Here is an 11,909-nt window from a genome sequence, read left to right on the forward strand (position 1 = left end):
CCCGCCGACGTCCTCGCCGCGCTGGCGGCGCTCGCCGCCGAGGCCGTCGCGGCGGTCGCGGGCCAGGGCCTCGCGGTCGCCGGCGCCGCCGTCGCGCTGCCCGGCCTGCTCGACCGGGAGCACGGCGTCGTCCGGCACGCCCCGAACCTCGGCTGGACGGACGTCCCCGTCGCCCTGCCGGCCGGCGCCGCGCCGCTGCCCGCCGAGTACGACAACGAGGCGAACCTCGCCGCGCTCGGCGAGCTGTGGTTCGGCGGCGGCGCGCGGCTCGGCGACTTCGTGCACGTGTCGGGCGAGATCGGGATCGGCGCCGGCATCGTCGTCGACGGCCGGGTCTTCCGCGGCGCGCACGGCTTCGCCGGCGAGCTCGGCCACCTGGTCGCCGACCCGTCCGGCCCGCCCTGCTCGTGCGGCGGGCGCGGCTGCCTGGAGCAGGTCGCGGGCCAGGAGGCGATGCTGCGCGCCGCCGGGATCCCGCAGGCCCGGACGGTCACCGGCCCGGACGGCTCGGTGAACGCGCTCCTCGACCGGCTGAACGCGGGCGACGCCGCCGCGCTCGCCGCCGTGGACCGCGCGGGCCGCGCGCTCGGCGGCGCGCTGGCGTCCGTCGTGAACCTCATCGACCCGGACGCGATCGTCCTCGGCGGCGTCTTCTCGCCGCTCGCCGAGTGGATCCGCCCGCCGCTCCGGGACGTCCTCGCCGCCGGACCGGGGTCGCTGCGCCGGGGCGTCCCGCCGGTCGAGGTGTCCGGGCTGGCCGAGGGCGCCGCCGTCCTCGGCGCCGCCGGCCTGGTGATCGAGCGGGTGATCGCCGACCCGGCGCTGCTGCTCTAGAGCGGGACGTACTCGAACCAGCCGAAGTCGGCGTGGTTCGTGCTGGGCCGGGCGTTGGACGTGGCGTAGGGGCCGACGAGGACGCCGGTGAAACCGCCCGCGACCTGGCTGGTCAGGAAGTCGCCGTCGATGGGGTCGCCCAGCGGCGCCCAGTGCCCCGGACGCGGGGAGTAGGACGCCCGGTACCAGCGTCCGCGGGCCTCGAACCCGAGCCCGACGACCCCGGACACGGCCGGCGCCTCGGCCAGGACGGTCGTGACGCCCTGCTCCCGCTTGGCCAGCCGCAGCCCGCCGCTCGTCACGCCCAGCACGACGTGGAAGCGGTCGTTCTGCACGAGCGCGAGCCCGGCCTCCTCATCGTCGGCCGCCGTGAAGTCGAGGGCGGTGAAGGCGGCGAACTCCTGATGCCGCTGCCGCCGTCCGAGGAAGGACGGGTTGGCGACGTCGGCGAGCGATTCCGGGCGCAGCCGCAACCGCAGGTGCCCGGGACGGTCGGTCAGGCTCCACCACTGCTCGCGGGGCGTCCGCAGCATGGTCCAGGACGGGTCGAGCTCCGGCCCGTCGAACTGGTCGCACGCCGGGACGGCGGGCCACGGACGCTCCGGCAGCGACGGCACGGGGTACTCCGCCTCGACCCGTCCGCCGGTGACCGGCCAGCCGTCCTCCCACGCGACCGGGGCGAGGAACGTCTCCCGGCCGAGGGCGCACCGGTCCCCGTGGTGCGGGCGCATGGCGAGCAGGACCATCCACCACTCGCCGTCCGGCGTCTCCACCAGGTCGGCGTGCCCCGTCCCGACGATGGGATGACCGGCGGCGAGGTCGCGGTGGGTCAGCACCGGGTTGCGGGGGTTCCCCTCGTAGGGGCCGGTGACGCGGTCGGCCCGCGCGACCACCACCGCGTGGTCCATCGCGGTGCCGCCCTCGGCGGTCAGCAGGTAGTACCGTCCGCCGATGCGGTAGAGGTGGGAGCCCTCCGACCAGATCGCGCCCTTCAGCGCCCCGTCCCAGATCACGTGCTCGTCGCCGACGAGCGACAGCGACTTCGGGTCGAACTCGCGCAGCCAGATCTCCGTGTGCCCCTCGTACCGCCCGGTCGGCCGGGTGCCGGTGCACCAGGCGCGGCCGTCGCCGTCGAAGAACAGGGACGGGTCGATGCCGTCGCCCTCCAGCCGCACCGGGTCCGACCACGGCCCGGACGGGTCGGCGGCCGTCATCACGAAGTGCCCCGACCATTCCGTCCCGTCCACCAGCGTGCAGACCAGGTAGAACGTGCCGTCGTGGTGCCGCAGCGTCGGCGCGTACAGCCCGCCCGACGCGGGGACGCCGTCCAGCGGGAGCTGCTCCGACCGGTCGAGGGCGTGGCCGATCGGCCGCCAGTGAACCAGATCGCGGCTGTGGTGCACCGGCAGGCCGGGGAACCACTCGAACGTCGACGTCACCAGGTAGAAGTCGTCGCCCACCCGGCAGACCGAGGGGTCGGGGTGGCAGCCCGGCAGCACGGGGTTGCGGAACCGCCTCACAGCCGCGTCACCTCCACCGGGACGGTCAGGACGCGGTCCCGGCCGGGCTCGCGGACCGGGCCGTCCAGCGTGAACGAGCCGCGCAGCGGCAGGTCGGCGCTGGACCGCCCGACGGCCGCCTCGATGACGCCGGGTTCGACGATGCGGCGCAGGTCCGGGCCGGTGAAGGAGGTCCGGTCGGCGTGCACCTCGAACGCGACGCGGGCCGCCTCGCCCGGCTCCAGCCGGACCCGCGCGAACCCGGCGAGCCAGCGCTCCGGCCGCACCACCGACGCGACCGGGTCCGACAGGTACAGCTGCACGACCTCGGTGCCCGCGCGGTCGCCGGCGTTGCGGACGACGGCGCTGACCGTGACCGTCCCGCCGGTGCCGGCGCGCTCGTCCGCCCGCAGGTCGGCGTACTCGAACCGGGTCCAGGTCAGGCCGTGCCCGAACGGGTACAGCGGCGCGGGGTCGACGGTGCTCCAGTCGTGCGCGCCGTCCATCGCCGAGCGCAGGTAGGGGACGGACGGCCCGGTCGCGCGGAGCGGCACGCTGAGCGGCAGCCGCCCGGACGGCTCGACCCGCCCGGACAGCACCCCGGCGACCGCGGGGCCGCCCTCCTGCCCGGGGAAGAACGCCTGGACGATCGCGGCGGCGCGGCCGGCGACGCCCTCCAGCGCGTAGGGGCGGCCGGTGAACAGCACGACGACGGTCGGCGTGCCGGTGTCCAGGACGGCGGCGGCGAGGTCGCCCTGCCGGCCCGGCAGGGCGAGGGTCGGGGCGTCGCTGCCCTCCCCGGAGGTGCCGCGGCCGAACATCCCGGCGCGGTCGCCGAGCGCGAGGACGCACACGTCGGCGTCCCGCGCGGCCGCGGCGGCGGCCGCGATGCCGGCGTCGTCGGGCACCAGCACGTCCGCGCCGGCCGCGACCCGCAGGTCGGCGCCCTCCGCGCGGAGCGCCTCCGCCAGCGTCGGGACCTCCACGCCGAGCGGCAGCTCCGGGTGCCCGCGCCCGACGTGACCGGGGAAGGTGTAGGCGCCCAGCATCGCGAACGGGTCGTCCGCCAGCGGGCCCACCAGCGCGACCCGCGTGCCGGACGCCAGCGGCAGCACGCCGTCGTTCGCCAGCAGCACCACCGATTCCTCGGCGACGCGCCGGGCCAGCGTCCGATGCGCGGGCGGGTCGAGGTCCGGCGCCGTCTCGGCGGCCGTCTCGGGTGGGCCGTCGAGCAGGCCGAGACCGGCCTTGAGCGTCAGGACGCGTCCCGCGGCGCGGTCGAGCAGCTCTTCGGGGACGGCGCCGCGCGCGAGCTCCTCGATCAGCGGCGCGCCGTAGCAGCGGACGGTCGGCAGCTCCATGTCCACGCCGGCGCGCAGCGCGGCGGCAGCGGCCTCGCCCCGCGAACCGGCCACGCGGTGGCGGCTCTCCAGGAACGAGATCCCGAAGTAGTCGGCGACGACGACGCCGGTGAAGCCGAGCTCGCCGCGGAGCAGGCCGGTGAGCAGCCGCTCGTCGGCGGCGGCGGGCATGCCGTCCACGTCGGTGTAGGAGTGCATGACGGACCGGGCGCCGCTCCCGCGCAGCGCCATGACGAACGGTTCGAGGACGATGTCGGCGAACTCGCGCGGCCCGATCGGCGCGGGCGCCATGTTCCGGCCGTCGCGGGACGCGGAGTAGCCCGCGAAGTGCTTGAGCGTCGCGACGACGCCGGACCGTTCCAGCCCCCGCGCGTAGGCGGTGCCGAGGACGCCGACGAGGTACGGGTCCTCGCCGACGCACTCCTCCGTCCGGCCCCAGCGCGGGTCGCGGACGACGTCCAGCACCGGCGCGAGGCCCTGGTGGACGCCCGCCGCCCGCATGCCCGCGCCGATCGCGGCGGCCATCTCCTCGACCAGCCCGGCGTCGAACGTGGCGCCCCACGCGGGCGGGCTCGGGAAGATGGTCGCGCCCCAGGTCATGAAGCCGTTGAGGCACTCCTCGTGGGCGATCGCGGCGATGCCGAACCGGTTGCCGGCGGCGACGCGGCGCTGCAGGTCGCGCAGCCGCGCCGCGCCCTCGGCCGCCGCGACGGGCGCGGTCCCGAACACGCGGGTGAGCTGGCCGAGGCCGTGGCCGACCACCTCGTCCAGGGACGGCGCGTCCTCGTGCGAGTCGTCCTCCATCGGGGCGACGGGCTCGCCGGGCTCGGCGGGCATCGCCCAGAAGCCGGCGAGCTGCCCCGCCTTCTCCTCCGGCGTCATCCGGGCCAGCAGGTCGGCGACCCGCGCGGCGGCCGGCAGCGCGCGGTCCCGCCACGGTTCGCGGGCCGCGCGCGCGGCCGGGACGGCTTCGGTCATCGTTCCTCCGTACGGGCCGGCGGGGTGGGGAGCGGCGTGGTGCGGGGCGGCGGGGCGGTGGACCCGCGCACGCGCAGGTCGGTGGCCAGCTCCACGCGCGGGGTGAGCGGCGGGCGGCCGTCCAGCAGCTGGAGCAGCGTGCGCGCGGCGACGCGGCCCATCTCCTCCAGCGGCTGCCGGACGGTGGTCAGCGGCGGCGACAGCCACTCGCAGGTCGGCAGGTCGTCGAAGCCGACGACGCTGAGGTCCTCGGGGATGCGCAGGCCGGCGAGCCGGGCCGCCTGGTAGGCGCCCATGGCCTGCTCGTCGCTGCCGGCGAAGATCGCGGTCGGCGGGTCGGGCAGCTCCAGCAGCTCGCGGGTGCGGGCGAAGCCGCCGCGGTGGTGGAAGTCGCCGTACCGGACGAGGTCCTTGTCGACCTCGATCCCGGCGCGCTCCAGCGCGGTCCGGTAGCCGTCCACGCGGGCCTGCGTGCAGAGCATGTCGGCGGGCCCGCCGATCATCCCGATGCGGCGGTGGCCGAGGCCGATGAGGTGCTCGGTGGCGGCGAGGCCGCCGGCCCAGTTGGTGGCGCCGACGCTGGCGATGTCGGTGTCCGGCAGGTTCACCGGGTCGACCAGGACGAGGCCGACGCCCGCCTTCTCCAGCTGGGCGCGCTGCCGGTGCGTCATCCGGGACGTCACGAGGATCACGCCGTCGCTGTGGTGCAGCGCGGGGAGGTTCTGCCAGCTCGGCGGGCGGGCGTCGTCGTCGCGGACGAGCGAGACCACGACGCCGGTGCCGTGCTCGGCGCACTCGGCCTCGACGCCGCGCAGGATCTCCACCGCCCACGGGCTGTCCAGCCCGGCGAGCACCAGGTCGATCAGCCCGGACCGGCGGGCGCGCCGGGCGACGCCGCCGGGGCCGGGGTAGTTGTGGGTGCGCAGCAGCGCCTCCACCCGCTCGCGGGTCGCCGCGGCCACGTCGGTGCGGCCGTTGAGGACCTTGGACACCGTGGCGGGGGAGACCCCCGCCTCGGCGGCGATGACGGCCAGGGTCGGCCGGGACGGCGGATCCGGCATCTCGTCGGTGGTGCGCACGGGCACGCTTCTCTCCTCCCCGAGGAAACGATTGCGAACAGTATCGCAATGTTTCGCTCTCTCCTAGCCCGAGATGGTGCCGAGTTGGGCGCGCTGTTTGCGGTCAACTGGCCGCCAGGCCTTGACCCTGAGGGGGAGCGTTCTTAGAGTTCCACGGCAACGGAGCCTCGAAGAGTTTCGAAAAGTTTCGAGCGGATCGCCCTCCGCTCCGGCCGTCGCCCACCCCATCCAGGAGACCACCATGGGCAACCCCCACCTGTCGCGCCGCTCGTTCCTGACCGCAGTCTCCGCAGGGGCGGCCGCGGTCACCGCCGCGCCGCTGCTCGCCGCCTGCGGCGACGGCGGCTCCGGCTCGGACGGCAAGGTCACGATCGAATGGATGGACATCGCCACCACCGAGCCGTCCAAGACGCTCTATCCGAAGATCGCCAAGGCGTACGAGGCCGCGCACCCGAACGTGAAGATCAAGCTGACCAACCTGGAGAACGAGGCGTTCAAGTCGAAGATGACGGCGCTCACCGCCTCCGGGAAGCTGCCCGACATCTTCGTCACCTGGGGCGGCGGCGTGCTCAAGCAGCAGATCGACGCCGGGCTGGTCAAGGACATCACCACGCCCGCGTCCGGGCTGCTGAACACCATCACCCCGGTGTCGCTGAAGGCGTACCAGTTCGACGGGAAGACCTACGCCGTCCCGTACGACATGGGCATGGTCGGGTTCTGGTACAACAAGCGGCACTTCGAGAAGGCCGGCATCAAGGCGCCGCCGAAGACGTGGGCGGAGTTCCTGGACGACGTCCGCAAGCTCAAGTCCGCGGGGATCACCCCGATCGCGCTCGCCGGCAAGGACAAGTGGCCCGGCATGTACTACTGGGCGTACCTCGCGATGCGCATCGGCGGCATGCCCGCGATGCAGCAGGCCGCCAAGACGAACGACTTCACCGGCCCCGCGTTCGTCGGCGCCGGGCAGCACCTCAAGGAACTCGTCGACCTGCAGCCGTTCCAGCCCGGCTTCCAGAACGCCGGGTTCGACGCCCCCGGCGGGGAGGCCGCGAGCGTCGGCGCGGGCAAGGCCTCCATGGAGCTGATGGGGCAGTGGGCGCCGACGGTGGAGAAGGACGCCTCCGGCAAGGGCCTCGGCGACGACGAGGGCTGGTTCCCGTTCCCGGCCGTGGACGGCGGGCAGGGCGCCCTCACCGACGTGTTCGGCGGCGGCAACGGCCACGCTCTCGGCAAGGACGCGCCGAAGGAGGCCATCGACTTCCTCGCCTTCATGCTCAGCGCCCAGAACGAGCGGGAGCTCGTCTCCTCCGGCGCCTTCATGCCGGTCGTGAAGGGCGCGGAGAACACGCTCACCGACGCCAACCGCAAGCAGGTCGCCGAGGCGCTCGGCACCTCCACCGGATTCCAGCTCTACCTCGACCAGGCGTTCCCGCCCGCCGTCGGGCAGCAGGTCAACGACAGCGTCGCCGCGCTCATCGGCGGCAAGGGCACGCCCGAGCAGGTCGCGCAGCAGGTCACCAAGGTGGCCAAGAGCCAATGACCGAACCCCTGACGCTGCCCGCCGCGACCGGCGACCGGCGGCGCACCGCCCGGACCCCGCGCGAGCGGGGGTCCCGGGCGCCGCTCGGGCGGCGGCTGCGCGGCTGGGCGTCCACCACCTGGTTCCTGCTGCCGGCGCTGCTGCTGTTCTTCCTGTTCGTCCTGATCCCGATCGCCGTCGCCCTCTACGCCAGCTTCTTCAAGTGGGGCGGGTTCGGGCGCCCCGAGGACTTCGCCGGCCTCGGCAACTACCGCAAGCTGGCCGGCGACCCGGTCTTCCGCGGCGACCTGTGGCGCGGGCTGCTGCTCGTCGTGCTGTCGCTGGCCGTCCAGCTGCCGATCGCGCTCGGCACCGCCGTGCTGCTGAACCAGCGGATGCGGGGCCGGGCGGTGTACCGGGCGGTCTTCTTCGCGCCGTACATCCTGTCCGAGGTGATCGCCGGCGTGCTGTTCGGCATCATCTTCCTGCCCGGCAGCGGCCTCGCCGACGAGCTCGTCGGCGGCCTGCCGCTGGTCGGCGGCCTCGCCGGCAAGTGGTTCTCCGACCCCGGCACCGCGCTGCCCACCCTGTTCGCCGTCATGACCTGGAAGTACTTCGGCTTCCACATGATGATCTACCTCGCCGGGCTGCAGGGCGTCCCGTCCGAGGTCCTGGAGGCCGCCGCGATCGACGGGGCCGGGCCGTGGCGCCGGTTCCGCGCCGTCACGCTGCCGCTGCTCGCGCCCACCCTGCGGATCAGCGTGTTCCTGTCCGTCATCGGCTCGATCCAGCTGTTCGACCTGGTGTGGGTGACCACGACCGGCGGGCCGACCAACTCCACGGAGACGATGGCCGTCACCATGTTCCAGTTCGGCTTCAAGCGCTACCAGATGGGCTACGCCAGCGCGATCAGCGTGGCGATGTTCCTCATCAGCATGGTCTTCTCCCTGGTGTACCAGCGGTACGCGCTGCGCCGCGACCTGCAGGGCGCGGTCACCGCGGCGGGAGGGCTGCGATGAGGGCGGCCGCCGTCCGGGGCCTGTCCCGCCACGCGCTGGTGTGGGTGCTCGGCTCCTTCATCGTCGTCCCGCTGCTGTACGCCGTCGTCTCCGGGTTCAAGACCACCGGCGACCTCACCACCGACCCCGCCGGGCTCCCGCACCCGTGGAAGGTGTCGAACTACACCGGCATCCTGTCGTCGGACACGTTCTGGCGGCAGATCGGCAACAGCGTGCTGATCGCCGTCGCCACCACGCTGATCACCGTCGCGGCCGCCGCGCTGGCCGCGTTCGCGTTCGCCCGCTACGCCTTCCGCGGCCGCGAGTTCTTCTTCACGCTGTTCGCGGCGGGCCTGATGTTCCCGCCCGCGGTGGCGGTGCTGCCGCTGTTCGTCCTGCTGCGCTCGTTCGGGCTGCTCGACAACCCGCTCGGGGTGATCCTCCCGCAGGCCGCGTTCGCGCTGCCGATGACGCTCATCATCCTGCGGTCGTTCTTCCGGACGATCCCCGGCGAGCTTGAGGAGGCCGCGGTCATCGACGGCTGCGGCCGGTTCGGGTTCTTCTGGCGGATCCTGCTGCCGATGGCGCGGCCCGCCCTCGGCACCGTGTCCGTCCTCGCCATCGTGACGAGCTGGAACAACTTCCTGCTGCCGCTGCTGGTGCTGGGCGGCCAGAAATGGCAGACGATCCCCGTCGGCATCCAGCAGTTCCAGGGGCAGTACGCGACGAACTACGCGCTCGTCATCGCCTACATCGTGCTGGCGATGGTCCCCGCGATCGCGTTCTACTCCGTCGCCGAGCGGCAGCTGATCGGCGGGCTGACCGCCGGCGCGACGAAGGGGTGACGGTCACCCCCGGTTCAGTCCGCGAAGGTCGTCAGCGCCTTGGCGAACGTGTCCGGGTCGTCCGCCATCGCCATGTGCCCCTGCCCGGGCAGCTCGACGACCTCGGCGCCCGGGAGGAGCCGGGCCAGCGCGTCCGCCGTCGGCCGCTGGTACGGCGGGCTCGCCTCGCCGACCAGCAGCCGCACCGGCATGCCGATCCCCGCGAACCGGGCGCAGTCCTCGATCCGCGGCACGCTCTCGCTCTCCCGGACGAGCGGCGGCGCGTTGTCCAGGCAGGCCGCCCAGAACCGGCGGGCGCCGCGCAGCGCGTCGACCTGCCGCTGCGACAGGCGCATCAGGTCGCGGAAGACCGTCGCGAGGAGCCGGTCGTGGTCCTGCTCGGCGGCGATCTCGCGCAGCCGCGCCAGCGTCTCGGGGGAGGCGACGTCCCGCCACGGTGTGGTGATCGGCGGCTCGTACAGGACGAGCCGCCCGATCGCGTCCGTCGCCGCGGCCGCGTGGAGGGAGCACAGCGCCCCGTAGGAGTGGCCGACCAGGAACACGTCCCGTCCGGCCGCCTCGGCGACAGCCGCGATGTCCTCGCCCTCGCGCTCGATGGCGTACGGGCCGCCCTCCCGGGCGCTGAGGCCGCGGCCCCGGCGGTCCATCGCGTGGACGGTGAACCGCTCGGCCAGCCTCGGAAGCACCGGCGCCCAGCAGCGGCGGTCGACGGCCGCGCCGTGCACGAGGACCAGCGGCGGGCCCGCCCCGGACACCTCGTACCCGACGATCGTCCCGTCCCTGGACTCGGCGAACCCGGTCTCGGTCACGCGGGGAGCGTACCTGCCCAGGTCGGGAACCGGTATGCGAACATATGTTCGTGTCCCGCGCCGCCACGATCCTGCACGCCGACCTCGACGCCTTCTACGCGTCGGTCGAGCAGCGCGACGACCCCGCGCTGCGCGGGCGGCCGGTGATCGTCGGCGGGGGTGTGGTGCTGGCGGCCAGCTACGAGGCCAAGGCGCTCGGCGTCCGCACGGCGATGAGCGGCGGGCAGGCGCGGCGGCTGTGCCCGGGCGCCGTGGTCGTCCGGCCCCGGATGGACGCCTACGCCGAGGCGAGCAAGGCGGTGTTCGCGCTGTTCCGCGCGACGACGCCGCTCGTCGAGGGCTTGTCGATCGACGAGGCGTTCCTCGACGTGGACGGCCTGCGCCGGATCGCCGGGTCCCCCGCCGGCATCGCGGCCGGGCTGCGGCGCCGGGTGGCCGAGGAGGTCGGGCTGCCGATCACCATCGGCGTGGCGCGCACCAAGTTCCTGGCGAAGGTCGCCAGCGGCGTCGCCAAGCCCGACGGGCTGCTCGTCGTCCCGCCGGACGGCGAGCTGGAGTTCCTGCGCCCGCTGCCGGTGCGGCGGCTCTGGGGCGTCGGCCCGGCGACCGCCGCCAAGCTCGCGGCCTACGGCGTCGCCACGGTCGGCGACGTCGCCGACATGCCGGAGGCGACGCTCGTGTCCCTGCTCGGCCCTGGCGCGGGCCGGCACCTGCACGCGCTGGCCCGCAACCGGGACCCGCGGCCCGTCCGGACCGGGGTGCGCCGCCGGTCGATGGGCGCCCAGCGCGCGCTCGGCCGCCGGGAACGGCCGCCCGAGGAGCTGGACGCCATCCTCGTCGGCCTCGTCGACCGGCTCGCGGGACGCCTGCGCGGCGCGCACCGGGTGTGCCGGACGGTCACGCTGCGGCTCCGGTTCGGCGACTACGCGCGCGCCTCCCGCTCGCACACGCTGCCGCAGGCCACGGCCGAGACGTCCGTCCTGCTGGACGCGGCGCGCCGGCTGCTCGGCGGCGCCGCGCCGCTGGTCGCCGAGCGCGGGCTGACGCTGATCGGGGTGTCGCTCGGCTCCCTGCACGACGACCGGGTCGTCCAGCTCGCGCTGCCGTTCGACGCCGGCGAGGCCGCGGACGCCGCCGTCGACGGCGTCCGCGGCCGGTTCGGGTCGTCCGCGATCACCCGCGCGGTGCTGCTCGGCCGCGACCCGGGCATCGCGGTGCCGACGCTGCCCGACGAGCCGTCCGGCTAGCGGAAGTCGGCGGCGTGGTCGCGGGCCCACGCGGCGAACGTGCGGGCCGGGCGCCCGGTGATCCGCTCGACGTCGCCGGTGACGGGCGGCCGCGCGCCGACGGCCGCTGCCGCGTGCCGGATCAGCGCCTCGGCGACCTCCGGCGGGCCCCACCGGGCGAGGTCGCGGCGGTGCTCGTCCAGGTCCTGCCGTTCGACGGTGACCCGGCGGCCGATCGCCTCGCCGATCCGCTCGGCCTGCCGCCGCCTGGTCAACAGCTCCGGCCCGGTGAGGACGGGCGCGGTCCCCGCGTGCCCCGGCTCGGTCAGGGCGCGCAGCGCCACCGCCGCGATGTCGGCCTCATGGATCGGCGCCGTCCACGACTCGGGGAACGGGTCGCGGACGGTCCCGTCCGCGCGGATCGTCGCGGCCCACTGCAGCGCGTTCGTCGCGAAGCCGCCGGGGCGCAGGAACGTCCACGCGATGCCGGAACGGGCGACGGCCTCCTCCGCCTCGCCGTGCAGCCGCGCGATCGGGTCCGCCGACGCGGCGTCGGCGCCCGCCGCCGACAGCAGCACGATGTGCTCGACGCCGGCCGCGCGGGCCCGCTCGGTGAAGCCGCCGAGGCCCTGCCGCTCGGCGTAGAGGAAGACGCGGCGGACGCCGTCGAGGGCCGGGCCGAGCGTGCCCGGGTCGGCGAGGTCCGCGCGGACGGCCTCGACGCCGCCGGGCAGGCGCGCCGCCGCGGGGTCGCGGCCGGC

The 11,909-nt window shown here is 75.1% G+C and carries 10 protein-coding genes; 5 read left to right on the forward strand and 5 right to left on the reverse strand.

Annotated elements, in window-relative coordinates; genetic code table 11:
• The coding region (locus F9B16_RS44470) for an ROK family protein (protein ID WP_151546302.1) at window positions 1–834 on the forward strand (834 nt) is incomplete at its 5' end.
• Here F9B16_RS44470 and F9B16_RS44475 read toward each other — a convergent pair.
• Genes F9B16_RS44475 through F9B16_RS44485 form a run of 3 tightly spaced genes read right to left on the reverse strand, consistent with a single transcriptional unit; the run spans window position 831 to window position 5,733 of the window.
• Window positions 831–2,354, reverse strand: coding sequence for a glycoside hydrolase family 43 protein (locus F9B16_RS44475; protein ID WP_151546303.1), 1,524 nt, complete (start codon window positions 2,352–2,354; stop codon window positions 831–833). The two genes, F9B16_RS44470 and F9B16_RS44475, sit on opposite strands and share 4 nt — an antisense overlap.
• Window positions 2,351–4,672, reverse strand: a complete 2,322-nt coding sequence (locus tag F9B16_RS44480; RefSeq protein ID WP_151546304.1) for a beta-glucosidase family protein — start codon at window positions 4,670–4,672, stop codon at window positions 2,351–2,353. The genes F9B16_RS44475 and F9B16_RS44480 overlap by 4 nt, the downstream gene beginning before the upstream one ends.
• Window positions 4,669–5,733 carry a LacI family DNA-binding transcriptional regulator gene (locus F9B16_RS44485; protein ID WP_151546311.1) on the reverse strand — a complete coding sequence of 355 codons (1,065 nt, stop codon included), beginning with the start codon at window positions 5,731–5,733 and terminating at the stop codon, window positions 4,669–4,671. The genes F9B16_RS44480 and F9B16_RS44485 overlap by 4 nt, the downstream gene beginning before the upstream one ends.
• A gap of 259 nt (window positions 5,734–5,992) precedes the next feature.
• Here F9B16_RS44485 and F9B16_RS44490 point away from each other — a divergent pair, with 259 nt between their 5' ends.
• From F9B16_RS44490 to F9B16_RS44500, 3 genes are read left to right on the forward strand one after another with little or no spacing between them, the layout of a single operon-like run.
• Window positions 5,993–7,291 (forward strand): extracellular solute-binding protein, encoded by a 1,299-nt coding sequence (locus tag F9B16_RS44490; protein ID WP_151546305.1) that lies wholly within the window; start codon window positions 5,993–5,995, stop codon window positions 7,289–7,291.
• Complete coding sequence (locus tag F9B16_RS44495; protein ID WP_151546306.1) at window positions 7,288–8,289, forward strand: carbohydrate ABC transporter permease; 1,002 nt, start codon at window positions 7,288–7,290, stop codon at window positions 8,287–8,289. The genes F9B16_RS44490 and F9B16_RS44495 overlap by 4 nt, the downstream gene beginning before the upstream one ends.
• Window positions 8,286–9,113, forward strand: coding sequence for a carbohydrate ABC transporter permease (locus F9B16_RS44500; protein WP_151546307.1), 828 nt, complete (start codon window positions 8,286–8,288; stop codon window positions 9,111–9,113). The genes F9B16_RS44495 and F9B16_RS44500 overlap by 4 nt, the downstream gene beginning before the upstream one ends.
• A 14-nt stretch (window positions 9,114–9,127) precedes the next feature.
• On the opposite strand, the gene F9B16_RS44505 is transcribed toward F9B16_RS44500, so the two are convergent.
• Window positions 9,128–9,922 (reverse strand): alpha/beta fold hydrolase, encoded by a 795-nt coding sequence (locus F9B16_RS44505; protein ID WP_151546308.1) that lies wholly within the window; start codon window positions 9,920–9,922, stop codon window positions 9,128–9,130.
• 50 nt (window positions 9,923–9,972) lie between these two features.
• Here F9B16_RS44505 and dinB point away from each other — a divergent pair, with 50 nt between their 5' ends.
• Complete coding sequence (gene dinB / locus F9B16_RS44510; RefSeq protein ID WP_264159860.1) at window positions 9,973–11,169, forward strand: DNA polymerase IV; 1,197 nt, start codon at window positions 9,973–9,975, stop codon at window positions 11,167–11,169.
• On the opposite strand, the gene F9B16_RS44515 is transcribed toward dinB, so the two are convergent.
• Window positions 11,166–11,909 (reverse strand): NAD(P)H-binding protein (locus F9B16_RS44515; protein ID WP_151546310.1); only part of this gene is annotated, 744 nt, incomplete at its 5' end. The two genes, dinB and F9B16_RS44515, sit on opposite strands and share 4 nt — an antisense overlap.

The organism is Actinomadura montaniterrae, assembly GCF_008923365.1.
GTDB classification, from domain to species: domain Bacteria; phylum Actinomycetota; class Actinomycetes; order Streptosporangiales; family Streptosporangiaceae; genus Spirillospora; species Spirillospora montaniterrae.

Coding starts and splice junctions, on each gene's coding strand:
- F9B16_RS44480 (WP_151546304.1), bottom strand. CDS start 4,672: ATGACCGAAGCCGTCCCGGCCGCGCGCGCGGCCCGCGAACCGTGGCGG.
- F9B16_RS44485 (WP_151546311.1), bottom strand. CDS start 5,733: ATGCCGGATCCGCCGTCCCGGCCGACCCTGGCCGTCATCGCCGCCGAG.
- F9B16_RS44490 (WP_151546305.1), top strand. CDS start 5,993: ATGGGCAACCCCCACCTGTCGCGCCGCTCGTTCCTGACCGCAGTCTCC.
- F9B16_RS44495 (WP_151546306.1), top strand. CDS start 7,288: ATGACCGAACCCCTGACGCTGCCCGCCGCGACCGGCGACCGGCGGCGC.
- F9B16_RS44500 (WP_151546307.1), top strand. CDS start 8,286: ATGAGGGCGGCCGCCGTCCGGGGCCTGTCCCGCCACGCGCTGGTGTGG.